Origin of the sequence: Streptomyces canus 299MFChir4.1, from assembly GCF_000383615.1 — a bacterium.
GTDB lineage: Bacteria > Actinomycetota > Actinomycetes > Streptomycetales > Streptomycetaceae > Streptomyces > Streptomyces canus_C.
Genome location: NZ_KB911618.1, coordinates 1 through 23807, shown reverse-complemented (window position 1 = coordinate 23807; position 23807 = coordinate 1). Strand labels below are relative to the sequence as shown.

Annotated in this window: 30 protein-coding genes; 12 read left to right on the top strand and 18 right to left on the bottom strand. The window is 70.8% G+C overall.

What is annotated here, in order from left to right:
• Nucleotides 1-52 precede the first annotated feature (52 nt).
• The gene (locus H293_RS0140825; RefSeq protein WP_003992906.1) at nucleotides 53-232 is read left to right on the top strand and encodes a DUF6104 family protein; all 180 of its coding nucleotides are present in this window, start codon (nucleotides 53-55) and stop codon (nucleotides 230-232) included.
• Between the two features lie 75 nt (nucleotides 233-307).
• On the opposite strand, the gene H293_RS0140820 is transcribed toward H293_RS0140825, so the two are convergent.
• Nucleotides 308-1153: a hypothetical protein gene (locus H293_RS0140820; protein ID WP_020123545.1), complete on the bottom strand. Its 846-nt coding sequence runs from the start codon at nucleotides 1151-1153 to the stop codon at nucleotides 308-310.
• Nucleotides 1154-1299: 146 nt separating this feature from the next.
• Here H293_RS0140820 and H293_RS0140815 point away from each other — a divergent pair, with 146 nt between their 5' ends.
• Both H293_RS0140815 and H293_RS0140810 read left to right on the top strand, forming a co-directional pair.
• Nucleotides 1300-2337: a DUF4097 family beta strand repeat-containing protein gene (locus H293_RS0140815; RefSeq protein ID WP_020123544.1), complete on the top strand. Its 1038-nt coding sequence runs from the start codon at nucleotides 1300-1302 to the stop codon at nucleotides 2335-2337.
• A 1-nt stretch (nucleotide 2338) separates the two neighbouring features.
• A complete protein-coding gene (locus tag H293_RS0140810; protein WP_020123543.1) occupies nucleotides 2339-3421 on the top strand; it encodes a PadR family transcriptional regulator in 1083 nt (360 codons plus the stop codon).
• Between the two features lie 81 nt (nucleotides 3422-3502).
• Here H293_RS0140810 and H293_RS0140805 read toward each other — a convergent pair whose 3' ends face one another.
• The 4 genes from H293_RS0140805 to H293_RS0140790 all read right to left on the bottom strand — a co-directional run bounded on the left by H293_RS0140805 (nucleotide 3503) and on the right by H293_RS0140790 (nucleotide 7142).
• Nucleotides 3503-4066, bottom strand: a complete 564-nt coding sequence (locus tag H293_RS0140805; protein ID WP_020123542.1) for a Clp protease N-terminal domain-containing protein — start codon at nucleotides 4064-4066, stop codon at nucleotides 3503-3505.
• Nucleotides 4066-4275, bottom strand: a complete 210-nt coding sequence (locus H293_RS0140800; RefSeq protein WP_007384656.1) for a helix-turn-helix domain-containing protein — start codon at nucleotides 4273-4275, stop codon at nucleotides 4066-4068. The genes H293_RS0140805 and H293_RS0140800 overlap by 1 nt, the downstream gene beginning before the upstream one ends.
• A gap of 115 nt (nucleotides 4276-4390) precedes the next feature.
• A complete protein-coding gene (locus H293_RS0140795; RefSeq protein ID WP_020123541.1) occupies nucleotides 4391-5356 on the bottom strand; it encodes a zinc-binding dehydrogenase in 966 nt (321 codons plus the stop codon).
• A 562-nt stretch (nucleotides 5357-5918) separates the two neighbouring features.
• On the bottom strand, nucleotides 5919-7142 hold the full coding sequence (locus tag H293_RS0140790; protein ID WP_020123540.1) for an NAD(P)-dependent malic enzyme: 1224 nt from the start codon (nucleotides 7140-7142) through the stop codon (nucleotides 5919-5921).
• A 643-nt stretch (nucleotides 7143-7785) separates the two neighbouring features.
• Between H293_RS0140790 and H293_RS0140785 the strand changes: the two genes are divergently transcribed.
• From H293_RS0140785 to H293_RS0140775, 3 genes are read left to right on the top strand one after another with little or no spacing between them, the layout of a single operon-like run.
• Entirely contained in the window at nucleotides 7786-8748 is a 963-nt protein-coding gene (locus tag H293_RS0140785) for an ABC transporter substrate-binding protein (RefSeq protein ID WP_020123539.1), read from the top strand.
• Nucleotides 8749-8778: 30 nt separating this feature from the next.
• Entirely contained in the window at nucleotides 8779-9723 is a 945-nt protein-coding gene (locus H293_RS0140780) for an amino acid ABC transporter permease (protein WP_020123538.1), read from the top strand.
• Nucleotides 9720-10481 carry an amino acid ABC transporter ATP-binding protein gene (locus H293_RS0140775; protein WP_020123537.1) on the top strand — a complete coding sequence of 254 codons (762 nt, stop codon included), beginning with the start codon at nucleotides 9720-9722 and terminating at the stop codon, nucleotides 10479-10481. The genes H293_RS0140780 and H293_RS0140775 overlap by 4 nt, the downstream gene beginning before the upstream one ends.
• Nucleotides 10482-10539: 58 nt before the next feature.
• On the opposite strand, the gene H293_RS0140770 is transcribed toward H293_RS0140775, so the two are convergent.
• Nucleotides 10540-11298 (bottom strand): class I SAM-dependent methyltransferase, encoded by a 759-nt coding sequence (locus tag H293_RS0140770; RefSeq protein WP_020123536.1) that lies wholly within the window; start codon nucleotides 11296-11298, stop codon nucleotides 10540-10542.
• Between the two features lie 99 nt (nucleotides 11299-11397).
• Between H293_RS0140770 and H293_RS0140765 the strand changes: the two genes are divergently transcribed.
• Nucleotides 11398-12027, top strand: coding sequence for a CGNR zinc finger domain-containing protein (locus tag H293_RS0140765; RefSeq protein ID WP_020123535.1), 630 nt, complete (start codon nucleotides 11398-11400; stop codon nucleotides 12025-12027).
• On the opposite strand, the gene sodX is transcribed toward H293_RS0140765, so the two are convergent.
• Nucleotides 11931-12368: a nickel-type superoxide dismutase maturation protease gene (gene sodX / locus H293_RS0140760; RefSeq protein WP_028808626.1), complete on the bottom strand. Its 438-nt coding sequence runs from the start codon at nucleotides 12366-12368 to the stop codon at nucleotides 11931-11933. The genes H293_RS0140765 and sodX overlap by 97 nt on opposite strands.
• A gap of 145 nt (nucleotides 12369-12513) precedes the next feature.
• Here sodX and sodN point away from each other — a divergent pair, with 145 nt between their 5' ends.
• The gene (sodN, locus tag H293_RS0140755) at nucleotides 12514-12909 is read left to right on the top strand and encodes a superoxide dismutase, Ni (RefSeq protein ID WP_020123534.1); all 396 of its coding nucleotides are present in this window, start codon (nucleotides 12514-12516) and stop codon (nucleotides 12907-12909) included.
• 75 nt (nucleotides 12910-12984) lie between these two features.
• Here the strand turns inward: sodN and H293_RS0140750 are convergent, their stop codons facing one another.
• From H293_RS0140750 to H293_RS0140730, 5 genes are all read right to left on the bottom strand, one after another.
• On the bottom strand, nucleotides 12985-13788 hold the full coding sequence (locus H293_RS0140750; RefSeq protein ID WP_020123533.1) for a phosphatidate cytidylyltransferase: 804 nt from the start codon (nucleotides 13786-13788) through the stop codon (nucleotides 12985-12987).
• Nucleotides 13785-15557 (bottom strand): pyridoxal phosphate-dependent aminotransferase, encoded by a 1773-nt coding sequence (locus H293_RS0140745; RefSeq protein ID WP_020123532.1) that lies wholly within the window; start codon nucleotides 15555-15557, stop codon nucleotides 13785-13787. The genes H293_RS0140750 and H293_RS0140745 overlap by 4 nt, the downstream gene beginning before the upstream one ends.
• A gap of 140 nt (nucleotides 15558-15697) precedes the next feature.
• The gene (gene ppk2, locus H293_RS0140740) at nucleotides 15698-16570 is read right to left on the bottom strand and encodes a polyphosphate kinase 2 (protein WP_007384643.1); all 873 of its coding nucleotides are present in this window, start codon (nucleotides 16568-16570) and stop codon (nucleotides 15698-15700) included.
• Between the two features lie 25 nt (nucleotides 16571-16595).
• Nucleotides 16596-16832 carry a hypothetical protein gene (locus tag H293_RS0140735; protein ID WP_020123531.1) on the bottom strand — a complete coding sequence of 79 codons (237 nt, stop codon included), beginning with the start codon at nucleotides 16830-16832 and terminating at the stop codon, nucleotides 16596-16598.
• A gap of 20 nt (nucleotides 16833-16852) precedes the next feature.
• A complete protein-coding gene (locus H293_RS0140730; RefSeq protein ID WP_020123530.1) occupies nucleotides 16853-18007 on the bottom strand; it encodes an inorganic phosphate transporter in 1155 nt (384 codons plus the stop codon).
• Nucleotides 18008-18109: 102 nt separating this feature from the next.
• Between H293_RS0140730 and H293_RS0140725 the strand changes: the two genes are divergently transcribed.
• From H293_RS0140725 to H293_RS0140715, 3 genes are read left to right on the top strand one after another with little or no spacing between them, the layout of a single operon-like run.
• Nucleotides 18110-18505, top strand: a complete 396-nt coding sequence (locus H293_RS0140725) for a helix-turn-helix transcriptional regulator (RefSeq protein WP_020123529.1) — start codon at nucleotides 18110-18112, stop codon at nucleotides 18503-18505.
• 9 nt (nucleotides 18506-18514) lie between these two features.
• Nucleotides 18515-18928, top strand: coding sequence for a VOC family protein (locus H293_RS0140720; protein ID WP_007384639.1), 414 nt, complete (start codon nucleotides 18515-18517; stop codon nucleotides 18926-18928).
• A gap of 18 nt (nucleotides 18929-18946) precedes the next feature.
• Nucleotides 18947-19690, top strand: a complete 744-nt coding sequence (locus H293_RS0140715) for a VOC family protein (RefSeq protein ID WP_020123528.1) — start codon at nucleotides 18947-18949, stop codon at nucleotides 19688-19690.
• Between the two features lie 213 nt (nucleotides 19691-19903).
• Here the strand turns inward: H293_RS0140715 and H293_RS0140705 are convergent, their stop codons facing one another.
• From H293_RS0140705 to H293_RS0140685, 5 genes are all read right to left on the bottom strand, one after another.
• Complete coding sequence (locus H293_RS0140705) at nucleotides 19904-20227, bottom strand: DUF952 domain-containing protein (RefSeq protein ID WP_020123526.1); 324 nt, start codon at nucleotides 20225-20227, stop codon at nucleotides 19904-19906.
• Nucleotides 20228-20236: 9 nt separating this feature from the next.
• On the bottom strand, nucleotides 20237-21442 hold the full coding sequence (locus H293_RS0140700; RefSeq protein ID WP_020123525.1) for an RNA polymerase sigma factor: 1206 nt from the start codon (nucleotides 21440-21442) through the stop codon (nucleotides 20237-20239).
• A gap of 5 nt (nucleotides 21443-21447) precedes the next feature.
• The gene (locus H293_RS0140695) at nucleotides 21448-21861 is read right to left on the bottom strand and encodes a YciI family protein (RefSeq protein WP_020123524.1); all 414 of its coding nucleotides are present in this window, start codon (nucleotides 21859-21861) and stop codon (nucleotides 21448-21450) included.
• Between the two features lie 72 nt (nucleotides 21862-21933).
• On the bottom strand, nucleotides 21934-22131 hold the full coding sequence (locus H293_RS0140690) for a hypothetical protein (RefSeq protein WP_020123523.1): 198 nt from the start codon (nucleotides 22129-22131) through the stop codon (nucleotides 21934-21936).
• Between the two features lie 38 nt (nucleotides 22132-22169).
• The gene (locus tag H293_RS0140685) at nucleotides 22170-22754 is read right to left on the bottom strand and encodes a dihydrofolate reductase family protein (RefSeq protein ID WP_020123522.1); all 585 of its coding nucleotides are present in this window, start codon (nucleotides 22752-22754) and stop codon (nucleotides 22170-22172) included.
• 126 nt (nucleotides 22755-22880) lie between these two features.
• On the opposite strand from H293_RS0140685, the gene H293_RS0140680 reads away from it, so the two are divergent.
• The gene (locus tag H293_RS0140680) at nucleotides 22881-23471 is read left to right on the top strand and encodes a TetR/AcrR family transcriptional regulator (RefSeq protein WP_020123521.1); all 591 of its coding nucleotides are present in this window, start codon (nucleotides 22881-22883) and stop codon (nucleotides 23469-23471) included.
• A gap of 7 nt (nucleotides 23472-23478) precedes the next feature.
• On the opposite strand, the gene H293_RS0140675 is transcribed toward H293_RS0140680, so the two are convergent.
• Nucleotides 23479-23807, bottom strand: a 329-nt coding sequence (locus H293_RS0140675) for a transposase (protein ID WP_020123520.1), incomplete at its 5' end; no start/stop codon positions are given.

The window sequence follows — 23807 nt, the reverse complement described above, 5'->3', positions numbered from 1 at the left end:
CCTCTCCCGAGGGGTGCGGCCCGGCCGTTTCTGCGCACTTATCCTTGACGGCATGTACTTCACGGACCGTGGCATCGAGGAATTGGAGAAGCGGCGCGGCGAGGAGGAAGTCACCTTCGAGTGGCTCGCCGAGCAGCTGCGGACGTTCGTGGACCTCAATCCCGACTTCGAGGTGCCGGTGGAGCGGCTGGCCACGTGGCTCGCCCGGCTGGACGACGAGGACGACGAATAGGCCGGACGGCTTTCCAGTCGCGGGGCGCCCCTGAGGTGCCCCGCTACTTTCGTGGCGGCGATCGGGTGTGGGGGGTCAGTCGCGCGGGTGCGTCAGGTCGTACGACAGCCCGAGCGTGCCGTGTGCCAGCAGCAGCGCCCCCGCCGTGAGCCAGCCGCCGCTGCGGTGCCGTAGGCCCCAGACGGCCAGGGGGAGGCCTGCCGCCATCTGGGCCAGGGCAAGGGTGCGGGCCCTCGGGTCGCCGGACCAGGGGAGCCAGGGCGTGAGGCGGTGGCCCACGACCGCTTCGAGTTCGCCGCGGACCGTGTCCTGCCGGTTCTCCCACTCGACGGGGCGGGCGTCGGGCCGGGTCCTGGCCGCCGCCCGGAGGCGGTCGGTCGGTTCGCCGGGGGCGAGGCCGGCGGGGAGGTCCAGGCCCACGCGCGTGAGGACCGCGAGCAGGCCGCGCAGGCGGGTGCGGACGTCGGAGGCGGGGTCCGGTTTCGTGAGGTGGTCGAGGGACTGGACGTCCAGGACCGGGTCGAGCGCCAGACGGGCCGCGAAGGTGCGCATGGCCTCGTCCTCGCCGGCCGGGGTGCCGTTGGTGAGCCAGATGTAGCCGACGGGGCGGCGGAAGCCGGACGCGAGGGTGTAGCCGCCCTGGTCCGCGTCCCACCACAGGGCGAGGACGGGCCAGGGAGCCCCGACGGCCAGGGCGGTGGCCCAGCCGGTCATGACACGGTCGACGGGCTCTCCACCGCGCAGCCACGGCCCGCCTTCCGGTACGAGGACGCTCCACCCCTCCCCCGCGCGCGTGAGCAGCATCCGCTCGCGCAGCAGCGGGGCGGCGGAGGCGACGGCATCCGGCTCGGCCCGGCAGATCAGCAGGGCGCCGGGGGCGGGACCGGTGCGACCGGTACGGGAGGTGGCTTCCGTCGACATGCTCACACGCTAGGGCGATTCGCGGAGATTGGTCATATTTGCGACCCCCGTCTCCCCAGAACGAGTGTCTTGACTTTCGACGTCCACGATATATCGTGACTTGCAGAAGACGCGATATGGCGCGTTGCTACGGGGAGGTCTGCACCATGTCCGAGTGGTCCGTCACGGAGCCCAGGAAGCTCACCTTCGACGAGCCCGTACGCGAACTCCACGTACGCATCGTCAACGGAACGGTGAACGTGGTGGGCACGGACGAAGGTTCCGCCCGCCTGGAGGTCTCCGAGATCGAGGGACCCCCTCTGGTCGTCACCCAGGAGGGCGGGACCCTCACGGTGGCCTACGAGGACCTGCCCTGGAAGGGTTTCCTCAAGTGGCTCGACCGCAAGGGCTGGCGGCGCAGCGCTGTCGTCTCGCTGGCCGTGCCGGCCGACACCCGTGTCGAGGTGGGTGTGGTCAGCGCCGCCGCCGTCGTGTCGGGGGTGCGCGGCCCGTCCGTGGTGAAGGGGGTCAACGGCGACACGACCCTCGTCGGCCTCTCCGGCCCGGTCCGCGCCGACACCGTCTCCGGGAACCTGGAGGCCCAGGCGGTCACCGGCGACCTGCGCTTCAACTCCGTCTCCGGGGATCTCACGGTCGTGGAGGGCTCCGGTCCCTCCGTGCGGGCCGACTCGGTCAGCGGCTCGATGATCGTCGACCTCGACCCGGAGGGCCCCACCGACGTCCGGCTGACCAGCGTCTCGGGTGAGATCGCCATCCGGCTCCCCCAGCCCGCCGATGCGGAGGTGGAGGCCAACACCGCGAGCGGCACGATCTCCAACGCCTTCGAGGGCCTGCGCGTGCGCGGCCAGTGGGGCGCCCACAAGGTCACGGGCCGCCTCGGCGCGGGCACCGGCAAGCTCCGCGCGACCACCGTCTCCGGCTCCATCGCCCTGCTGGGCCGCCCACCCCGGGAGGACGAGGAGGAGTCAGGGGAGACCGATCCCTTCGTGAAGGACGCTGACACGGGCGCGGGGCCGGCCGACAGCACCGACCCGGTGGACGGCGGGCACGGCACCTCGGGGGACAATTCCCTCTCCGGCCGGGCCGACGAGGCCCCCGCCCCGGCGGACGACCCCACGGACGCCCGCGCGAACGACCCGACCCGCGGCCCGGCCGACGGCACGACCGACAAGAAGGTGCTCTGACATGCCCCCCGTCTTCGCCCACGGCCGTCTCCGTCTCTACCTGCTGAAGCTGCTGGACGAGGCCCCGCGTCACGGCTACGAGGTGATCCGTCTCCTGGAGGAGCGTTTCCAGGGCCTGTACGCCCCCTCGGCGGGCACCGTCTACCCCCGGCTCGCGAAGCTGGAGGCGGAGGGCCTGGTCACCCACACCACCGAGGGCGGCCGCAAGGTGTACGCCATCACGGACGCGGGCCGCGCCGAGCTGGCCGACCGCGGCGGTGAACTGGCCGACCTGGAGCTGGAGATCCGCGAGTCGGTCGCCGAGCTCGCCGCCGAGATCCGGGCCGATGTGCGGGGCGCCGCGGGCGATCTGCGGCGCGAGATGCGGGCGGCCGCCACCGAGGCCCGCCGGGGATCCGGCAGCTCCGCCAAGGGCGCCGGCACGGAATCCGAGGGCCCTTTCGGGGACTTCACGGAGTACGCCGACAAGGAGTCGTGGCGTGCCGCCAAGGAGGAGATGCGCCGCGTCAAGCAGGAGTGGAAGGAGCAGGCCCGGCGCGCCAAGGACGAGAGCCGCCGCGCCCGCGAGGAGGCCCAGCGGGCCCGCCGCCAGGCCAAGGAGGCCCAGGACCGGGCCCGGGAGCAGGCGCAGGAGGAGGTGCAGCGGATCGCCCGGCGGGTGCAGGAGCAGGTCCAGGACCACTTCGCGCGCGGCGACTGGCCGACCGGGGTGCGCGAGGGACTGACCGAACTGGCCAAGGAGTTCGGCGAGTTCGGGAAGGACTACGGCAAGGAGTTCGGGAAGGACTTCGGCTTCGGCCGGAGCGGCGCGAGGTCTGAGAAGGCGGACGGAACCCCGCCCGGCCCCCAGTACTCCCGCACACCGGAGGACTTCCCCGCCGAGTACGAGCCCTCCTGGGCCCACGAGGGCCCCACCGGCGACCCGGCCCGCGACCTGGACCGTCTGCTCGACCGCTTCCGGGACGACATCCGTGACGCGGCCCGCGACCACGGCATCACGGCCGACCAGTTCCACGACGCCCGACGCCACCTGTCGACGGCGGCGGCCCGCATAGGAGCACTGCTGCGAGCACCGAAGGCGTGAACCGCCCGACCTCCGGTGGTGCGACGGCTTCACCCCCGCACAGCCGCCGTACCACCGGAGCGCTCGCCCCCCGTAGCCCCCTCAGCCGGCCTTCGCCTCTCCCCCGCCGTAGAGGACGCGCACGACCGACTCATAGGTCACCCCGTGATCGGCGAGAACCTCCCCGGGCACCCCCGGCCTGACGGTCAGGGCCAGCAGGATGTGCTCGTCGCCGATATGGCGGTCCCGCCGGGCCACGGCGATACGCAGCGCCTTCTCCAGGATCTCCTTGGCATCCCGCCCGAAGGAACGCCGCCCGGACCACCCCCGCCCGCTCTTCCGGTCGCCGGACATCGCTCCGACCCCGTGCACCTCCTCCACCCGCGCGACGATCTCCGAGACATCGATACCGAGCCCGGCCAGCGCCTCGGCGTCCGCCTGGGACAGCCCGGCCCGCCGCCGCGCCTCACCGAGCGCCTCCCGCACGGCGTCCGCGCTCCCGGCCGGCCCGAGAGCTGCCAGCGCGAAGGAGGCCCGACCGGCCTCCCGGTCCAACAGGGCGAGCAACAGGTGCCCGGCGTCCACGGCCCCCGCGCCCACCCCCTCGGCTTGTTCGACCGCGCCCACGACCACGGCCCGGGCGTCCTTCGTGAACCGCTCGAACATCAATGCCTCCCGTACTTCTTGTGCACGGCCTGCCTGCTCACTCCGAGTTCCGCGGCGATCTCCTGCCACGACCAGCCCTGATTGCGCGCACTGCGCACCTGCACCGACTCCAGCTGCTCCAGCAGCCTGCGCAGCGCGGCGACGGCACGTAGGCCGACCCGGGGATCGCGATCACCGGCACGCTCGGCGAGATCCGTTGCTTCGGTCATGACGTCAACCTACGTTGACATGCCCCACCTGTCAACCAAAATTGACAAACGTCGGCGGCCGATCCGCACCCGGACCGGCCGCCGACAAGAAGGAGGAAAGAAAGCGAACGGGATATCAGCCGTTCGTGAGCACGACCTTCCCGAACTGCTCACCGGACGCGACCCGTTCGAAGCCCTCACGGGCACGGTCCATGGGCAGCACCTCGTCGATGACGGGCCGCACACCCGTGGCCGCACAGAACGCGAGCAGGTCCTCCAGCTCGTCCTTGGTGCCCATGGTCGAGCCCACGACCTTGAGCTCCAGGAAGAAGATCCGGGTCAGTTCGGCGTGCGAGGGGCGGTCACCGCTCGTGGCACCGGAGATGACCAGTGTGCCGCCGGGCTTGAGCGACTTCACGGAGTGCGACCAGGTGGCCGCACCCACCGTCTCGATGACGGCGTCCACCCGCTGCGGCAGCCGCGCGCCCGACTCCAGCGCCTCCACGGCTCCGAGCTCCAGCGCCCGCTTCCGCTTGGCCTCGTCCCGGCTCGTGGCGAAGACCCGCAGACCCGCGGCCTTCCCGAGCACGATCGCGGCCGTGGCGACACCGCCGCCCGCCCCCTGCACCAGCACGGAGTCACCGGGTCGGACGCCTGCGTTCGTGAACAGCATCCGGTACGCGGTCAGCCAGGCCGTGGGCAGACAGGCGGCCTCCGCGAAGGACAGCTCCTTCGGCTTGGGCAGCACGTTCCAGGTGGGCACGGCCACCTGCTCGGCGAACGTCCCCTGGTAGCGCTCGGTGAGGATGGAGCGCGGCTCCTTGGGGCCGACGCCGTGCCCGCTCTGCCCGATGACGGAGTGCAGGACGACCTCGTTGCCGTCCTCGTCGACACCGGCGGCGTCACAGCCGAGGATCATCGGAAGCTTGTCCTCTGCGAGGCCTACGCCGCGCAGGGACCAGAGGTCATGGTGATTCAGGGAAGCGGCCCTGACATCGACGACGCTCCAACCCGGACGGGCTTCGGGGGCCGGGCGCTCCCCCGACTCCAGTCCCGAGAGGGGGTTGTCGCGGTCGATTCGGGCGGCGTAGACAGCGAACATGACCTTGACGATAGGTCCGCCGACGGTGCGGGGGAACCGGGGCGCGTTGTGACACATGCCCTGTTGCGTTTGGGGACTTGGGCGGGGTGCCTATGGGGGTGCCGGGTCAGGTTGTCCGGCGGGTGCGGGTCCGTCGTGGCTGGTCGCGCAGTTCCCCGCGCCCCTAGGGAGTTGCAGTCACCGGCGCCACGACGGGCCGTTGGCCGCGTACGGCAGGCAGGGGCCGGGGTGGGGGGTGTCCGCCCGCAGCGGCCGGCGTCCGTCACCGAGCCCTACTCAAAGGAACCGAGCCGCCGGACCGAGGACGGATACCCCCCACCCCGGCCCCGACCCACCCACCACACCGCACGCGCTACACAAGCCCCCACCGGGCCCGCAGCTGCGCCGCAGGCATCAGGGGCGCGGGGAACTGCGCAAAAACGCCCGCCCCCACCGAACCCGCACCCAAACCCGCACCCGCACCCGCACCCGCCACCCAATCGGCCCCACCCAAAGGCAAAAAACGGCCCCGCCCGGAAACCCACCCGGACGGGACCCTCGCGCCAACCACGAGCACCACGGCTCAGCGACGAGCAACACCCTCCGCCCGAGCCGCCGCAGCAACCGCCGCCGTGACCGCAGGAGCCACCCGCTCGTCGAACGGGGACGGAATGACGTAGTCGGCCGCGAGATCGTCACCGACCACCGCCGCCAACGCCTCGGCCGCCGCGATCTTCATGCCCTCCGTGATCCGCGAGGCACGCACCTGCAGCGCCCCCGCGAAGATCCCCGGAAACGCCAGCACGTTGTTGATCTGGTTCGGGAAGTCGGACCGCCCGGTGGCCACCACGGCCGCGTACTTGTGCGCGACCTCGGGGTGCACCTCGGGGTCCGGGTTGGCCATCGCGAACACGAAGGCCCCCTTCGCCATGGAAGCGACCGCGGACTCCGCGACCGTACCGCCGGACACGCCGATGAAGACGTCCGCACCCGCGAGCGCATCCTCCAGCGACCCGGACAGGCCCGCCTTGTTGGTGAACCCGGCCACCTCCCGCTTCACGGGAGTGAGGTCGTCCCGGTCACTCGACACGACACCCTTGCGGTCGGCCACCAGAACATCCCCGATGCCCGCCTCGACCAGCATCTTGGCGATGGCCACACCCGCGGCACCCGCACCAGAGATGACGGCACGCAGGTCTCCGATCGACCGCCCGCTCAGCCGCGCGGCGTTCCGCAGGGCGGCCAGCGTCACGACCGCGGTCCCGTGCTGGTCGTCGTGGAACACGGGAATGTCGAGCCGCTCCTGGAGCCGCCGCTCGATCTCGAAGCACCGGGGAGCCGAGATGTCCTCAAGGTTCACGCCGCCGAAGGACGGCGCGAGCCGGACCACGGTCTCGATGATCTCGTCGACGTCGGTGCAGGCCAGCGCGAGCGGAACCGCGTCCACTCCGCCGAACTGCTTGAACAGGATCGCCTTGCCCTCCATCACCGGGAGGGAGGCCTCGGGCCCGATGTCACCGAGCCCCAGCACGGCCGTACCGTCCGTCACGACGGCGACGACCGACGACTTCCACGTGTAGTCGTGCACGAGGTCCGGCTGCTCGGCGATGGCGCTGCACACCTTCGCCACGCCGGGCGTGTACGCGAGGGACAGGTCGTCCTTGTCATGGACCGGCACGGTGGCCTGCACAGCCATTTTGCCGCCGCGGTGCAGCGCGAACGCGGGGTCGAAGGAATCGAGGGGCTCCGCCCCTCCGTCCTGTCCCGTATCGCTGTCGCTGCGAGGATTGACGATCTCCGCTGCCACTTTGTCTTACCCCTTAGGTCTTCATGGTTTGAGGGTGGCCACTCCTGGTTGAGAAGTGGGCGGGCACCGCGTACGGCCCTGGTCACTGATGCGTACGGGCCGGTACGCGACGGGCGCGCCGCACACGCGCCCTGAGCCCCGGATGAGGGGTGTAAAGAACCTTCTTACCGGACGACCGGCGTCGAGGACGAGTCCAATACGTCCAAGGTCACATGCCGGAACGTAAATCGATCATCGATCATCGGAGGCCGGCGACATGAATCATGGAGGGCCATCCGGACAAACCCTCGGGCGGCCTCGACGATCACCGGACAGTCGCTCAACCGGCCGCGGCCCGCCCCTTCCCGGCCACCCGCGGCGCGATTCGCGCCGAAGATCTTCCGGCCGGAATGCCAGATTCCCGCAGATGGTCCGGTCGTGATGTACAGACATGGTGCGGTTCGGGAGTCACCCGTTATCCGATTTTGACATGACCGGCCCCCAGAATGGTCCAGTCCGAATGGCAAGATGCCGTCATCACACGAGGTCGCGACACTCGAAGGCGTGTGCTCTCGTCGACCTGAGGAATGAAGGCAGCGCTGCCGACCGATCGGCAGCCGCCCCGCCCATCGGCAACTCCACCCATCCGCCGGAGGAACCCACCATGACCGCAAGCTCCACCCGTCGTACGACCGTCGCGCGCACCAGGACAGCCGCGGTAGGTGCGATCGCGGTCGCAGGCGCCCTGATTCTCACCGGTTGCGGTGACCAGACGGACAGCGGCGGCAGCAGCACCAATGAGTCGGCGTCGTCCAGCAAGGCCCCGCTGTTCGACAAGCTGCCCGCGAAGATCCAGAAGGCGGGTGTCATCAAGGTCGGCACCAACGCCGAGTACGCCCCCATGGAGTACCAGGAGGGCGGCAAGATCGTCGGTGTCGACCCCGACATCGCGGCCGCCCTGGGCAAGCAGCTCGGTGTGGAGTTCCAGTTCACCTCGGGCTCCTTCGACGGCCTGATCAGCTCCCTGAACTCCGGGCGCTACGACGTCGCCATCTCCTCCATCACGGACACCAAGGCGCGCCAGGAGGGTCTGGACGACAAGGGCAAGAAGCTGGGCCCGGGTGTCGACTTCGTCGACTACTTCACGGCCGGCACCGCCATCTACGTCCAGAAGGGCAACCCGAAGAAGATCGGCTCGATCGAGGACCTCTGCGGCCAGAAGGTCGCCGTGCAGCACGGCACGACCTATGAGCAGGCCCTGCAGAAGCAGTCCAAGGCGTGCACGACGGCCGGCAAGAAGAAGCTCGACATCGAGGCGTTCGACAACGACACCGAGGCCCAGACCCGCGTGAAGTCGGGCGGCGCCGTCGCGGGCGTCAACGACTACCCGGTCGCCGTCGACATCGCCCGCAAGGCCGATGGCGGCAACGCCTTCGAGGTCGTCGGCGAGCAGGTCGACGCCGGTCCCTTCGGCATCGCCGTGAACAAGGACAACAAGGAGCTCACGAGCGCCCTGGAGGCGGCCGTGAACGCCATCATCCAGGACGGCACGTACAAGAAGGTCCTGGACAAGTGGGGCGCCCAGACCGGCGCCGTCGACAAGTCCGCGATCAACGGCGGCAAGTGACGGACCCCGTACCACTGAAGGGCAGTCACGGTGACTGACAAGATCGACAAGGAGCCGGCGGACACGCCACCGCGGGCCTCCCTCGCGCCGGAGACCATCAAGGCCATCCCGGTCCGCCACTACGGCCGCTACGTCAGCGCGGTCATCGTGCTGGCGCTGGTGGCCCTGCTGGTCAACGCGTTCGCCACCGCCGAGAAGATCCAGTGGAGCGCGGTCGGCGACAAGCTGTTCGACTCCACGGTTCTCGCGGGTGCCGGCCGCACCCTGCTGATCAGCGTTCTCGCGATGATCGTGGGCGTGGTCCTCGGCGTCCTGCTGGCCGTGATGCGGCTCTCCAAGAACCCGGTGACGAGCTGGGTGGCGTGGGCCTACATCTGGTTCTTCCGCGGAACCCCGGTCTACGTCCAGCTCCTCCTCTGGTTCAACCTGGCGCTGATCTTCCCGATGCTGAATCTCGGTCCGATCTACAAGGACGAGATGACGGACGTGATGACCCCGTTCATGTGCGCCCTGCTGGGCCTCGGCCTCAACGAGGCCGCGTACATGGCGGAGATCTGCCGCGCCGGTCTGATGGCCGTCGACGAGGGCCAGACGGAGGCCGCGCACGCGCTCGGCATGAGCCACGGCAAGACGCTGCGCCGGATCGTGATCCCGCAGGCGATGCGCGTGATCGTGCCGCCGACCGGCAACGAGTTCATCAACATGCTGAAGACCTCGTCGCTGGTGTACGCGGTGACGTACAACGAACTGCTGCGCGCCACCTCGACGATCGGCTCGACCTCGTACGCCGTGATGGAGATGCTGTTCGTGGCGTCCATCTGGTACCTGGTCATGACCAGCGTGTTCAGCGTCTTCCAGTACTACCTGGAGCGCCGTTTCGCCCGCGGTTCGTCCCGTAACCTGCCGCCGACGCCGTTCCAGAAGATCAGGGCGAACCTGCTGTCGCTCCGGAGTCCCCAGGGGGGTGCGGCATGACGGCCATGGTCAGGGCCGAGAGCGTCCACAAGTCGTACGGCCTGGTCGAGGTCCTCAAGGGCATCGACCTGGAAGTGAAGCAGGGCGAGGTCTTCTGCCTCATCGGCCCCTCGGGCTCCGGCAAGTCGACCTTCCTGCGGTGCATCAACCACCTGGAGAAGATCAACGCCGGCCGGCTCTACGTCGACGGCGAGCTGGTCGGCTACCGCCAGAAGGCGGACAAGCTGTACGAGCTCAAGGACAGCGAGGTCGCGCGCCAGCGCCGGGACATCGGCATGGTGTTCCAGCGGTTCAACCTGTTCCCGCACATGACGGCCGCCGAGAACGTCATGGAGGCGCCGGTCCAGGTCAAGGGCACCAGCCGGGCCCAGGCCCGGGAGCGCGCGCGGGAGCTGCTCGAGAAGGTCGGCCTGGCCGACAAGGCGGGCAGCTACCCCGCCCAGCTCTCCGGCGGCCAGCAGCAGCGGGTGGCGATCGCCCGGGCGCTCGCGATGGACCCGAAGCTGATGCTCTTCGACGAGCCGACCTCGGCCCTGGACCCGGAGCTGGTCGGTGACGTCCTCGACGTCATGCGCGATCTCGCCGAGTCCGGCATGACGATGGTCGTGGTCACCCATGAGATGGGCTTCGCCCGTGAGGTCGGCGACAGCCTGGTCTTCATGGACGGCGGCGTGGTCGTCGAGTCCGGCGACCCCCGCGAGGTCCTGACGAACCCTCAGCACGAGCGCACCCAGGCGTTCCTGTCGAAGGTCCTCTAGCAGTACGACGCCGAAGGGGCGGTACGGGATTCCCGTACCGCCCCTTTCGCATGGGCGCCTACTTGAGCGCGAGCAGCAGCGTGTCCGAGGGCGAGCACCACACCGGCCGGGCCTCCCCGAACCCCTTCTCGCGCAGCACGCGTGCGTGCCACGCGGCGGACGGCATGTCGCCGTCGGCGTGCTCGCCGTAGATCTCGAAGCGGCGCGCCGTCGGTCCGGCGAGGACGGGGTCCTCGGCGGCGACCTGCCACCATGCGGCCCAGTCGAGGGCGCCGTCCCGCTTGGCCTGATCCATCTGCGCGTGGCGCTGCGCGCGTTCGGCCGCGTTGATCCGGGGCGTGGCCTCGTCGATCATGTGATCGGCGTTCATGAAGACACCGCCGTCGCGGACGAGTTCCGCGACCTGGCCGTAGAGGGCCGCGAGGGGTTCGCTGTGCAGCCAGTGCAGGGCCGTGGCGGTCAGGACGGCGTCGTAGGAGTCGTACGGCAGCTTCGAGGGCCACTCCGGGTCCTTGAGGTCGGCCGTGACGAGGGTGACCCGCTCGTCGTCCGCGAAGGTGCCCTCGGCGATGGCGAGAAGCGCCGGGTCGAGGTCCACCCCGGTGCTGGTGGCCTCGGGGAACCGGGCGAGCAGCCTGGCCGTGATACTCCCTGTGCCGCACGCGAGGTCGAGCACGCGCGGCCGGGGCCCGACGAGGGCCTCGACCATGTCCAGCATGACCCGGAACCGCTCCTCGCGGTCCGGCATGTACCACTCCTGCTGCCGGTCCCAGCTCTCCTGCCAGGCCTGCCAGTCGGTTCCGACACCAGTTGTCATGGGAGCCCCCTGTCCACTCACTGTCGTAATACCCTGGAAGCACGATCAGCTGTTACCCGACCGCACCACGACGATAGAACGCCTCCGTAAGGACTACAAGTGGAACTGGCCTATTACTCGGACTACGCCGTACGTCTGGTCAACAGCGAGGACCCGGCCCGGGGCAAGGACACCCTGACCTCGGTGGAGGCCGTCCGCGACCTGTTCGGCGGCAACGGCACGGGCGCCCGCCGCGCCACCGACGCCGACGTCACCCGGTTCCGTTCGGTCCGGGCCCGGCTGCGGTCGGTCTTCGAGGCGGCGGACGGCGGCGACGAGACGCTCGCGGTGGACCTGCTGAACTCGCTCCTGCTGGAGTTCCCGGTGAGCCCGCAGATCTCCGGGCACGACTTCCGCGACGACGACGGCCGCCCGCTGTGGCACATGCACCTGGCGGACCACCCGTCCAACGCCACCGCCGGGTACGCGGCGATCGCGGCGATGGGCCTGGCCTTCCATCTCACCGAGTACGGCGTGGACCGGCTCGGCCTGTGCGAGGCCGCACCCTGCCGCAACGCCTACCTCGACACCTCGACCAACCGCTCCCGGCGCTACTGCTCCGACCGCTGCGCCACCCGCGCCAACGTGGCCGCCTACCGCGCCCGCAAACGCCTGGAGGCCGACCGGTCCGGCAGGACGGGCCTTACGGCGGACAGCGCCCAGCGCACGGCGGCCAGCGGCGAGCGCTGAGCGGGCCCGAACGGCCGGTACCTGAGCCGGGCCTTGCCCAGCACGAGTTCCTCCGGTACGACGCCGTAGTCCGTGCTGTCGCCGCCCGCGAACGCGTTGTCCCCGAGCACCCACCAGCCGCCCTCACGCCGCTCCACGGCCCGCTTGACGACGAGCAGGTCCTGCTGGAAGGGATGCCGCAGGACCACGATGTCGCCGGGGACCACCCTGGCCCCCCAGTGCACGACCAGTTGGTCCCCGTGCCGGAGCGTGGGCACCATCGAGGGCCCGGTCACCTCGGCCACCCCCACGAAAGGCAGCAACGACCTCTCCCGCTCGGTCTCCTGCGACAGCTCCGGCATCCCCGGCACCTCCCCGGTACGTTCATCCACCAGTCTCAGTCTGACCCCGGACTTTTGTCCTAAGCCCATGGGGGCACCCGCGAATTCGGCTCTCTCAGGGAGTAATGTCGCACCTGAGAAGACGATCACGAGGAAGGAATGCTCCATGCTTTCCCGCCTGTTTGCCCCCAAGGTCAAGGTCAGCGCACACTGCGACCTGCCCTGCGGTGTGTACGACCCGGCCCAGGCCCGCATCGAGGCGGAGTCGGTGAAGGCCGTGCAGGAGAAGATGGCCGCCAACGACGACCCGCACTTCCAGGCGCGTGCCACGGTCATCAAGGAGCAGCGCGCCGAGCTCGCGAAGCACCACGTTTCCGTGCTCTGGAGCGACTACTTCAAGCCCCCGCACTTCGAGAAGTACCCGGAGCTGCACCAGCTGGTCAACGACGCCCTCAAGGCCCTCTCGGCCGCCAAGGCGTCGACCGACCCGGCCACCGGTCAGAAGGCTCTGGACTACATCGCCCAGATCGACAAGATCTTCTGGGAGACCAAGAAGGCCTAGGTCGACGAGCGTACGGAAAGGGGCTCGGCCGGCTCGATACCGGCGAGCCCCTTCTTCGTGCCGGGTTACGGCACGTCAGCTCAGCACGAGCAGCACCGCCAGTGCCACGAGCAGGGAGTCGATCCGGTCCAGCAGGCCGCCGGAGCCCGGCAGCCAGTGGCCGGCGTCCTTGACCCGCGCCCCTCTCTTGATCATGGATTCCAGCAGGTCACCGGCGGGTCCGCCGACCGCCACGGCGATGGCCGTCGGCCAGCTCAGCACGGACAGTACGGCGAGCACACCGAGCCCGGCCGCGGCCCCCGCCAGGGTCCCGCTCCACCGCTTGGCCGGGGACAGCGGCGACAACCGCGGCCCGCCCAGCCGGCGCCCGGCGAAGTACGCCGTGATGTCGGCGACCGAGACCGCCACGAACAGCGCCAGCCCGGTCGCCCCGAGCGGCACCAGCGCGGCCGGCACGCTCAGCCAGGCCAGCCCGAGCAGCCCGGCGCCGAGCCGGCGCAGTCCCTGGTCGGCGTCGCCGCCCAGCAACGGCACCGCGGCCACCGCCAGCGCCCCGACCGCCAGCGCCCGCAGCACCTCTCCGGGCGCCAGCCAGACGGTCAGCACCACCCCCGCCACCGCCGCGGCCAGCACCGCACGGTCCACCCGGCCCAGCAGCATCAGCCCGCCGAACTCCAGCACCGCGATCACCCCGACCACCACGGCGACGGCCGCGATGCCCGGCTCGCCCCACCAGAAGGCCGCGGTGACCAGCGGCACCCCGACCGCCCAGGCGCACCACCGGACCATCAGCTGGCGGCGCCCGGAGGCCGCCACCGCGACACCGCCCAGGGCCAGCGCCCCGCCGAGCCAGGGCGTCATCGAGGCCATGGTGGTCATCGGGCGGTTCCACCGGCCCCCGTGGGCTGCGCCACGAGCGCGGCGGGCGCCGGCCGCAGCGCGTCCAGGGCGGCCCGGCAGGCCGCCACGATGCGGGCGTTCTCGGCGGTGTCCCGGACCGCGATGCGCACGGTGCGCCCCTCGTACTGCGGCGACAGCGGCGACAGGTCGCGCAGGTACACCCCCTGGCGGCGGCACTCGGTCACCAGCCGCGCGGCGCTCGGTCCGCCCGGCGGCAGGGTGATCGCGAGGAAGTTCGCCACCGACTCCTCGACCGTCACCTCCGGCGCCGCCGCGGCGAGGTCCGCGGCCAGCCGGCGGCGCAGGGTGTGCGTGGCGAGCCAGCGGTCGCGGTAGTACTCAGGGTCGCGCAGCGCCGCTACGGCGGCCAGCTGGGCCGGGAGACTCACCGGCCAGGGCGGGGTCCACCGGCGCAGTTCCGCCGCGGTGGCGGGTTCGGCCACCGCGTACGCGGCCCGCAGTCCGGACAGCGCGTACATCTTCGACAGCGAGGTGCAGACGGTCACCCGCGGGTCCGTCGCGGCGAGGCCGGCCAGTGACTCCTCCAGGCCCACATAGCCCAGGTACGCCTCGTCGATCCACCAGTGCGTACGGTCCGGCGCGGCCTCGATGAGCGCGCGCAACCCGGACGCCGGCGCGTGCCGCCCCGTCGGGTTGTTCGGGTTGACCACCACCACGAGGTCGTAGCGGCCGGAGTCGACGGCGGCGGCCAGCCGCTCCGGGTCGATCCGCCAGCCGTCCTCGCGGCGCAGCGGGAACCGGTCCACCCGGCATCCGATCACCCGCTCCGTGACATGGGCGTACTCGCCGTAGCACGGGTCGGTCAGCAGCACCCGGCTCCGCGGGGTCAGCCGGCGGCCGAACGCCCGGAAGATCAGGTCGGAGGAACCGGCGCCCACCGCCAGCGTCTCCGCGGGCAGCCGCCTAAGAGCGGCGATCTCCGCCGACAGGCCCTCGGCACCGGACGGCGGCGAGGTACGGGCGGTCCAGGCCGGGTCCTCCGCGAGGGCCGCCCGGGCTCCGGGGGCCGGCGGGAACCAGGCGTCGAGCACATCGGCCATGACGATGTCGTGCCGCCGGTGCAGGGTGCGGAAGTCCGTGCCGACGGCGGTGAACGAGGCACCGCCGTGCTCGCAGCCGTCCGGCCGGGGCGCGAACGGCATGTCCAGCCGCCAGTCCACCACGGACCGCAACCGCTCCAGCGCGCTGCCGTACCGCTCCCTCGCCCGCCTCGCTAGCTCGGGCACCTCGCCGGTCAGCACTTCGAACGTCACCGCGCCGCCGCGGACGGTACGGCCGACCGGGCGCAGGCCGACGGCCCGGTACAGGTCGAGCACCTCGGTACGTCCCATCGCCACCACCCGGCGCCCACCGCGGGAGGCGATCCAGCGCAGCGCCGCGTACATCAGCAGGGGGGCCGCCGAGGTGCTGCGCCAGCGCGGCTCCACGGTGAGGATGCGCACCTCGAACACGTCGTGGCCGCCCAGCGCGGGCAGTTCGTCGCGGGTCAGGTACTTGTCCAGTCCGAACCGCCCCAGCCAGGGCGGGGTCAGGCTGACGAAGCCGATGCGGGTCGTGCCGCGCGCCGCGACGAGGTAGACGTTGCCACCGTCGAGACCGTCGCGCAGCCGCCCCGCCGGATCCGGCGGGTGCTGGCCCAACTCCTGTGCGTACACCCGGTGGCGCAGTTCGTGGATCCAGTCGAGATCCTCCGGAGTGGCTGAGCGCAGCTGCAGGTCACGAACCATGGGCTCCTCCTTCGACGCGGTGAATCGCATCATCGAGAAGCCGCGGCGCGCGTGCCAGAGCCGGACAGCACCCCGGCCTGAGTACGGGTACTCAGGCGCGGTCGCTCCCCTTGTGCTCCGACACCCGGCCGCGTGGACCCTTAGGCCTCGCCCGCCTCCAGGAGTCCCGCCGCCGCGCCCACGACCCGCGGATCGGGCGTGCCGACGACCTCGTCGTCCTTGTCGGTGTAGTCGAAGCGGGCCAGCACACTGCGCATGGCCTCGACGCGGGCCCGCTTCTTGTCGTTGCTCTTGACCACCGTCCAGGGCGCGAACTGGGTGTCCGTCTCACGGAACATGGCGACCTTCGCGGCGGTGTAGTCGTCCCAGCGGTCCAGGGAGGCAAGGTCCATCGGGCTGAGCTTCCACTGCCGTACGGGATCGATCTGACGGATGGTGAAGCGGGTGCGCTGCTCGCCCTGGGAGACCGAGAACCAGAACTTCAGCAGGTCCACGCCGTCGTCGACGAGCATCCGCTCGAACAGCGGGGCCTGCCGCATGAAGCGCCGGTACTCGTCGTCGGAGCAGAAGCCCATGACCCGCTCCACACCGGCCCGGTTGTACCAGGACCGGTCGAACAGCACGATCTCGCCCGCGGTCGGCAGATGTTCGACGTACCGCTGGAAGTACCACTGTCCGCGTTCACGCTCGTTCGGCTTCTCCAGTGCGACCACGCGTGCGCCCCGGGGGTTCAGGTGCTCCGTGAAGCGCTTGATGGTGCCGCCCTTGCCGGCCGCGTCCCGTCCCTCGAAGACGATGACGAGCCGGCGCCCGGTCTCCTTGATCCAGCTCTGGAGCTTCAGCAGTTCGATCTGCTGGAGCCGCTTGTGCCAGTCGTACTCCTTGCGCTCCATGCGGTGCGCGTAGGGGTAGTTCTCCCGCCAGGTGTCGATCGGGCTGCCGTCCGGACGGATCAGCACGGGGTCGTCGGGGTCGGTGTAGTCGACTTTCAGGTCGGTCAGCAGCGGGGTCACCCTGCTCCCCTCTCCTCTCGGTGGATCAGTGGAACTGCGGCACGATCAGATAGATGCCGTACGCCACCACCGCCGCGCAGGCGAGGAAGCACAGGCCGGCCTGGGCGATGCCGATCGTGGACGTTCCACCGCCCCCGTCCTCCCGCGCCCCCTCGAAGCGGGCGAGACCGAGTACCCCGAGGGCGAAGACCACGACCACGGCGATGGTGACGCCGACGCTCACCGCGGTGACCTGGCCGAGTGCGGTCCAGTCGATGCTCATGGCAGGAACTCCCAAGGGGCTCAGGCGGCCGTGCCGACGCTGGTCGGCGCCGCGGTGCGGACGGGGACCTCGTGGTGGTCGTTGACGTTGTGCGCGCTCACCGGGTTGCGGCGCGAGAGCAGCACGATGCCCGCGGCGACGGCGGCTCCGACCAGCGCGACCACGACCGTGCCGAAGTTGCCGCCGTGCTTGACGGCACTCGCGGAGATGCCGCCGACCAGCGCGGCGGCCGGCAGGGTGATCAGCCAGGCCGCGACCATGCGCCCGGCGATGCCCCAGCGGACCTCCGCGAGCTTCCGGCCGAGGCCCGCACCGAGGATGCTGCCCGAGGCGACCTGGGTGGTCGACAGGGCGAAACCGAGGTGGGCGGAGGTCAGGATGACCGTGGTGGACGCGGTCTCGGCGGCGAAGCCCTGCGGGGACTGGATCTCCGTGAGGCCCTTGCCCATCGTGCGGATGATCCGCCAGCCGCCGATGTAGGTGCCGAGACCGATCGCGAGCCCCGCGGAGGCGATGACCCAGACCGGCGGTCCGGCGTCATGGCCGAGCGCGCCCGCCGAGATCAGGGTCAGCGTGATGACGCCCATGGTCTTCTGGGCGTCATTGGTGCCGTGCGCGAGGGAGACAAGGGAGGCGGAGGCGATCTGGCCGAGCCGGAAGCCCTTGGTCACCGAGTCCTTGCGGGCGCGGGCGGTGAGCTTGTAGGCGAGGTAGGTGGCGATCAGCGCCGCCACGCCCGCCACCACCGGCGAGGCCACCGCGGGGATCAGGATCTTCTCGACCACCTTGTCGGCGTGCACGCCGTGGGAGCCGGCGCCGACCCACACCGCGCCGATCAGTCCGCCGAACAGGGCGTGCGACGAGCTCGACGGCAGGCCGACCAGCCAGGTCAGCAGGTTCCAGAGAATCGCTCCGACCAGCCCCGCGAAGATCATCCCGGGCGAGACCAGGGTGTCGTCCACGATGCCTCCGGAGATCGTCTTGGCGACCTCGGTGGACAGGAAGGCGCCGACGACGTTCAGCACGCCGCTGATCAGGACCGCGGTCCGGGGTTTCAGTGCGCCGGTCGCGATGGACGTCGCCATCGCGTTCGCGGTGTCGTGGAATCCGTTGGTGAAGTCGAAGGCCAGAGCCGTGACGATGACGACCGCCACGAGGAACGTGATGTGGTCCATGCCTTCATGGGAGCAAGCGCTTCCGTACGGAAGACGAACGCGAGGCAAAGCCCGTTCCAGGTCCCTGCGCCCAGCTGGTGACCATCGTGCGATGCTGGCGTGATGGTGAGCGTCGAGGACCTGGTGCGGCTGCGGCAGGCGCGGGACCGGATGGACCGCGAGTACACCGAGCCGCTCGACGTGCCCGCCCTCGCCCGCACCGCGCTGATGTCCCCGGGCCACTTCCAGCGCAGTTTCCGCGCGGAGTTCGGGGAGACGCCGTACGGCTATCTGATGACCCGGCGCATCGAGCGCGCGAAGGCGCTGCTGCGGCGGGGCGACCTGTCCGTCACCGAGGTCTGCATGGCCGTGGGGTGCACCTCGCTCGGCTCCTTCAGCTCGCGCTTCACCGAACTGGTGGGTGAGACGCCGAGCGCCTACCGCGCCCGCACCCACGAGGAGATCGCGGGGATCCCGCCGTGCGTGGTCCGCAGGCACACCAGGCCCCGACGGGCCTAACGTGAAGCCATGGACATCAAACTCAAGAACTGCTTCATCGCCGTGGACGACCACGACAAGGCGATCGCGTTCTACCGGGACGTCCTGGGCATGGAGGTGCGGGGCGACGTCGGGTACGAGGGCATGCGCTGGGTGACGGTCGGCTCGCCGCTCCAGCCGGACGTGGACATCGTGCTGGAGCCGCCCGCCGCGGACCCGGACGCGTCCCCCGCGGACAAGGAGGCGATGGCACGGCTGCTGGCCAAGGGCTTGCTGCGCGGGGTCAACTTCACCACCACCGACTGTGACGCGCTGTTCGCCCGGGTCCGGGAGTCGGGGGCCGACGTCATCCAGGAGCCCACGGACATGCCGTACGGGGTGCGGGACTGTGCGTTCCGGGATCCGGCGGGGAACATGCTGCGGTTCATGGAGGTGCCGAAGTAGGGGGCCTACGATCACCGCATGACTACCCGCTGGACGTACGCCTTCGTTGACCGGCCCGTGGCCCGCTTCGCGCAGGCCTGCGACTTCTGGGCCGGCGCCACGGGCACACGGTTGTCCGAACCCCGGGGCGAGCGGCGGGAGTTCGTGACCCTCGTGCCGCCCGGCGGCGCCGACGCCTGCGTCAAGGCCCAGGCCGTCGCCTCCGGGCCCGGCGGCGCCCATCTCGACTTCTGCGTGGACGACGTACGGAAGTTCGCGAAGGCGGCGCAGGCGCTCGGCGCGCACGTGGTCGCCGATCAGGGCACGCTGGTGGTGCTCCGCTCCCCCGCCGGCCAGTTGTTCTGCGCCGATCCCTGGCGCGGGCAGTCGACCCGCCCGCCGGTGATCCGCGGCAGCCGTCTCGACCAGGTCTGCCTGGACATCCCGCCCTCCCTCCACGAGGCGGAAGTCGCTTTCTGGGCCGCCCTGTTGCCCGACTGGGAGTCGCTGCCCGGCGCACTGCCCGAATTCCATGTCCTCAAGCCGCCGGCCGGCCTACCGGTCCGCATCCTCCTCCAGCGCCTCGACGAGGAACGCCCGGCCGCCGCCCATCTGGACCTCGCCTGCGCGGACATCGAGGCGACCCGGGCCGAACACGAGCGCCTGGGCGCCGAGTTCGTCGCCGAGGGCAGGAGATGGACGGTGATGAGGGACCCGGCGGGCGGCCTGTACTGCCTGACGGGGCGGGACCCTGAGACGGGGGGGCTGCCTAGCGGGTCCTGAGGAAGCAGAGGGTCCGGCCCTGCGCGTCGGGCGTGGAGCGGGAGCACGCCGTCTCCCACCCTTCCGGGAGCGAGGGCGTCGGACTCGCCCTCTCCCATACGTACGGCCCCGGCGGCTCCGCCGAGTCCTGAAGCCAGAGCGTGAGCCCACCCACGACGACCACGAGAGCCCCCCAGACCGCCACGGCCCACGCCCGTACCCGACGGCGACCACTCACCCCCACGGCTCCACGTCGACGACCGCGTCCACCGGGATCGGCCCGTAGACGTGCGGGAACTCCTCGGCGCCGGGCGCGGGGGCCTCGTACTTCAGCGGTACGTCGAGCCGGGCGGGGTCGATGACGAGGACCACCAGGTCCGGCACACCGGCGAAGAAGCGCGCGGCCGTGCCGGGCAGCTGCTCGCGCGTCGAGCAGTGGATGAACCCCTCCTCCTGGAGGGTCCGGCCGCGCGTCGAGATCTCGTACGTGCCCCGGGCGCGGGCCTCCTCCCACAGGGAGCGTTCGGTCAGGTGCACGATGAGGTTCGCTGTGGACATGCCGACACGTTAAGGCCTCAGCCGGGCCGCCCGCCGCCGCAGATACCGCTGCTCGGGCAGGCTGAGGGTCTTCCCGGCCGCCGACTCGTACGCGGCCCGCGCCTCCTCGTACGCACCGGCCCGCTCCAGCAGATGCCCGCGTACGGCGTCCAGGCGGTGCCCCAACTCGCCGGTGAGCGAGTCCAGTTCCGCGAGCCCGGCCCGCGGCCCGTGCACCATCGCGACCGCGACCGCCCGGTTCAGCCGCTCCACGGGTCCCGGCACGAGCCGTACGAGAACGTCGTAGAGCCCGAGGATCTCTTGCCAGTCGGTCGCCTCCGGCGAGGGCGCCTCGTCGTGCACGGCGGCGGTGGCCGCGCGGATCTGATAGGGCCCGGCCCGGCGGCGGGCCAGCGCCCGGGTGACCAGGGCGACGCCCTCCTCGATCGCCGCCCTGTCCCACCGGGCGCGGTCCTGTTCGTCGAGGGGGACCAGGTCGCCGTCCGGGCCGGTGCGGGCGTCGCGGCGGGCGTCCGTGAGCAGCATCAGGGCAAGCAGGCCCGCGATCTCGCAGTCGTCGGGGAGGAGGCGGTGGACGGCGCGGGTCAGCCGGATCGCCTCGCCGGCGAGGTCGCGCCGCTGGAGGGCCGGTCCTGAGGTCGCCGTATGGCCCTCGTTGAAGATCAGGTAGAGGGTGTGCAGGACGGCGGGCAGCCGTTCCTCCCAGTTGTCGGGCCGCCCGAAGCCGACGCCCCGGACCTTCTGCTTGGCCCGGCTGACGCGCTGCGCCATGGTCGCCTCGGGGACCAGATACGCCCGGGCGATCTCCGCCGTGGTCAGACCGCCGACCGCGCGCAGGGTGAGCGCGATCTGCGCGGACGGGGACAGCTGCGGATGGCAGCACAGGAACAGCAGGGACAGAGTGTCGTCCTCGCGCGGGGCCCGGTCGGCGACCGCCGTGTCGCGCACGCTCAGCGCCGCCACCCGCTCCTCCCGCGCCCGCCGGGCCTCCTCCGCGCGCAGCATGTCGGTCAGCCGCCGCGAGGCCACCTTGATGAGCCACCCGCGCGGATTGTCCGGCACCCCCGCCGACGGCCACTGCCCGGCCGCGGCCAGCAGTGCCTCCTGTACGGCGTCCTCGGCGGCGTCGAAACGGCCGTACCGCCTGACCAGCGCGCCGAGGACCTGCGGCGCGTGCAGGCGCAGCAGGTCCTCGGTCGGGCTCGTCGGTCGCACGGTCCTCAGATGTCCCCGGCGCCGTCCAGGATGGGCCGGATCACCACGGGGTACTCGGGGGCGCCGGCGGGCTGGGGGCACTGGGCGATGCGCTCGGCGATCTCCGTGACGCGCTCCAGACTCTCGCACTCCAGCACCCAGTAGCCGCAGAGCAGCTCCTTGGTCTCGCTGTACGGCCCGTCGGTGATCACGGCCTTGCCGTCCGCGCCCCGGCTGACGTGCCGGATCCTGTCGGGCTCGGCGAGGCCCTGGCCGTCGACCATCTCGCCGGTCTCGGACAGGTCGTCGTTGACGGCGCTCATGAAGGCGTACATCGTCTGGATCTCCTGCTCGCTCCAGGCCGGGGAGTGCTCGGAGCCCTTGCCGCGCATGGCGTCGTAGTCGGCCTGTGTTCCCTGCACCATGACCAGGTACTTCATGATTCCGCTCCTTCGGCTTCGGTTGACTCTCACCGGGGACGTCGGAGCCGGGGACGGATTCTCGACATAGGTTCAGGAACTTTTCGCGGCGGGAGCGCCACCGTGGTCCTCGCCGGACCCGGCACCCTGACCGGCGTACGCCTCGCACTCCGGGTTGCGGCACGGGCCGCCCGTCCACACGGGGACCCACGCACCGAGCGTCTTGTGACGCCGTACGACTGTCTCGACCGGCTGTCCGCAGACGGGACAGACGCGTTCGTCGCTGTCCATGTCCTCAGGGTAGGACGAAGGGGCCGCGGGCGCTTCCCTCAGCGTTTCCTGCCGTACGTCCGCACCACGACGCCGTTGCCGAAGACGCGCACCTCGTCGAGCGTGAACTCGGTGATGGGGAAACCGGAACCGAACATCGGCATGCCGGTGCCGAGCACGACGGGGTACGTCTTGATGACGAGTTCGTCGATCTCGTCGTGGAGTTCGCCCGCGAGCCGGGAGCCGCCGCACAGGTAGATGCCGAACCGGCTGTCCTCCGCCTTCAGTTCGCGCACCTTGGCGACCAGGTCCTTGCCGATGATCTCGACATGCGGGTCGGGCGACTCGGTGAGGGCGCGCGAGGCGACGTATTCGCGCAGGTGGTCGTACGGGCAGGTGATGCCCTGCTTCAGGGCCACCTCGTAGCTGCCGCGGCCCTGGACGACCGTGTCGAACCTCTTGTGCTCCAGGTCGTGGATGCCGAGCGCCCTGCGGCCCTGGGCCGAGATCGTCTCCGGGTACGCGGTCCTGAGGTAGGAGAGGAGCTCCTCGTCCACGAACCGGTACATGAACGACGCGTCGCCGCTCTCGTCCCCGATGAAGCCGTCGATGGTGCAGGCGATGAAGTACGTGAGCTTTCGCAAGCGGGTCTCTTTTCGTGGGCTGCGCTCTGGCGGTGAACCACGTCAGTTGTAGTGCTTCACTTGTAGTGGTTGCAAGGGTATTTTTGGCCTTCCGAGTCGGACGCAACTGGGAGGGGAGATTCCGCGATGGTCAGCAATCCGGAGCGCCGGGCCGCGCTCGTGGACGCGGGGGTCGAGGTGCTCGCCCGCGAGGGAGCACGCGGGCTGACGTTCCGCGCGGTCGACACCGAGGCGGGGGTCCCCGTGGGGACGGCCTCGAACTACTTCACGGACCGTGTCGACCTGCTGAAGCAGATCGACACCCGCCTCCACGCACGGCTGGCCCCGGACCCGGACAAGCTCGCCGAACTGCTGACCCGGCCGAAGGACCGTTCCCTGGTCGCGGCGTTCATGCACGACCTGATGGCCCGCGCGACCCATGACCGCACGGGCTATCTGGCCCTTCTGGAAATGCGCCTGGAGGCCACCCGCCACCCCGAACTCCGCGCCTCCTACACCAGGTCGGTCCGGGCGGACCTGGACGAGGGCATCCGGTTCCACCGCGAGGCGGGCCTACCGGGTGGCGACGAGACGGTCACGGTGCTCTACCTGGCGATGCTGGGGCTGCTGCTGGAGCACCTGACGCTGCCCGGTGCGCTGGAGGGAGTCCTGCCGGAGGTGAAGGTCCCGGAGGGCCTGGTGGAACGGATCGTGGAGACGGTCGTCCCGGCGACCTAGTGCCGCATCAAGCAACGTTTGCCCTGTTCACGATCTCGCGTAGGCGTTCGTCGGCCGCGTGCTGGTTCCGCCAGATGATGTATCGGCGGATCATGCTGCCCTGCTCCTTGTGGCTGGCGTGGTCGGTGCCGTCGAGTGCGAAGTAGCGCAGGGCGGTGAACTGGGCTTCGATGCGGTTCAGCCAGGAACTGTTGGTCGGCGTGTAGGCGAACTCGACGTTGCTGGCTGCGGCCCAGTCGCCGACCCGGGTGTCCTTCTTCGTGGTCAGGTGCGGGGAGAAGTTATCGAGCACGATCGCGATACGGATCTCGGGCGGGTAGAGACTGCGCAGGTAGC

What these genes read in the sequence shown, in the direction of transcription:
- H293_RS0140825 (WP_003992906.1), top strand. Translation starts at nt 53, where the DNA reads ATGTACTTCACGGACCGTGGCATCGAGGAATTGGAGAAGCGGCGCGGC.
- H293_RS0140820 (WP_020123545.1), bottom strand. Translation starts at nt 1,153, where the DNA reads ATGTCGACGGAAGCCACCTCCCGTACCGGTCGCACCGGTCCCGCCCCC.
- H293_RS0140815 (WP_020123544.1), top strand. Translation starts at nt 1,300, where the DNA reads ATGTCCGAGTGGTCCGTCACGGAGCCCAGGAAGCTCACCTTCGACGAG.
- H293_RS0140810 (WP_020123543.1), top strand. Translation starts at nt 2,339, where the DNA reads ATGCCCCCCGTCTTCGCCCACGGCCGTCTCCGTCTCTACCTGCTGAAG.
- H293_RS0140805 (WP_020123542.1), bottom strand. Translation starts at nt 4,066, where the DNA reads ATGTTCGAGCGGTTCACGAAGGACGCCCGGGCCGTGGTCGTGGGCGCG.
- H293_RS0140800 (WP_007384656.1), bottom strand. Translation starts at nt 4,275, where the DNA reads ATGACCGAAGCAACGGATCTCGCCGAGCGTGCCGGTGATCGCGATCCC.
- H293_RS0140795 (WP_020123541.1), bottom strand. Translation starts at nt 5,356, where the DNA reads ATGTTCGCTGTCTACGCCGCCCGAATCGACCGCGACAACCCCCTCTCG.
- H293_RS0140785 (WP_020123539.1), top strand. Translation starts at nt 7,786, where the DNA reads ATGACCGCAAGCTCCACCCGTCGTACGACCGTCGCGCGCACCAGGACA.
- H293_RS0140775 (WP_020123537.1), top strand. Translation starts at nt 9,720, where the DNA reads ATGACGGCCATGGTCAGGGCCGAGAGCGTCCACAAGTCGTACGGCCTG.
- H293_RS0140770 (WP_020123536.1), bottom strand. Translation starts at nt 11,298, where the DNA reads ATGACAACTGGTGTCGGAACCGACTGGCAGGCCTGGCAGGAGAGCTGG.
- sodX (WP_028808626.1), bottom strand. Translation starts at nt 12,368, where the DNA reads ATGCCGGAGCTGTCGCAGGAGACCGAGCGGGAGAGGTCGTTGCTGCCT.
- sodN (WP_020123534.1), top strand. Translation starts at nt 12,514, where the DNA reads ATGCTTTCCCGCCTGTTTGCCCCCAAGGTCAAGGTCAGCGCACACTGC.
- H293_RS0140750 (WP_020123533.1), bottom strand. Translation starts at nt 13,788, where the DNA reads ATGACCACCATGGCCTCGATGACGCCCTGGCTCGGCGGGGCGCTGGCC.
- H293_RS0140745 (WP_020123532.1), bottom strand. Translation starts at nt 15,557, where the DNA reads ATGGTTCGTGACCTGCAGCTGCGCTCAGCCACTCCGGAGGATCTCGAC.
- H293_RS0140735 (WP_020123531.1), bottom strand. Translation starts at nt 16,832, where the DNA reads ATGAGCATCGACTGGACCGCACTCGGCCAGGTCACCGCGGTGAGCGTC.
- H293_RS0140730 (WP_020123530.1), bottom strand. Translation starts at nt 18,007, where the DNA reads ATGGACCACATCACGTTCCTCGTGGCGGTCGTCATCGTCACGGCTCTG.
- H293_RS0140725 (WP_020123529.1), top strand. Translation starts at nt 18,110, where the DNA reads ATGGTGAGCGTCGAGGACCTGGTGCGGCTGCGGCAGGCGCGGGACCGG.
- H293_RS0140720 (WP_007384639.1), top strand. Translation starts at nt 18,515, where the DNA reads ATGGACATCAAACTCAAGAACTGCTTCATCGCCGTGGACGACCACGAC.
- H293_RS0140715 (WP_020123528.1), top strand. Translation starts at nt 18,947, where the DNA reads ATGACTACCCGCTGGACGTACGCCTTCGTTGACCGGCCCGTGGCCCGC.
- H293_RS0140705 (WP_020123526.1), bottom strand. Translation starts at nt 20,227, where the DNA reads ATGTCCACAGCGAACCTCATCGTGCACCTGACCGAACGCTCCCTGTGG.
- H293_RS0140695 (WP_020123524.1), bottom strand. Translation starts at nt 21,861, where the DNA reads ATGAAGTACCTGGTCATGGTGCAGGGAACACAGGCCGACTACGACGCC.
- H293_RS0140690 (WP_020123523.1), bottom strand. Translation starts at nt 22,131, where the DNA reads ATGGACAGCGACGAACGCGTCTGTCCCGTCTGCGGACAGCCGGTCGAG.
- H293_RS0140680 (WP_020123521.1), top strand. Translation starts at nt 22,881, where the DNA reads ATGGTCAGCAATCCGGAGCGCCGGGCCGCGCTCGTGGACGCGGGGGTC.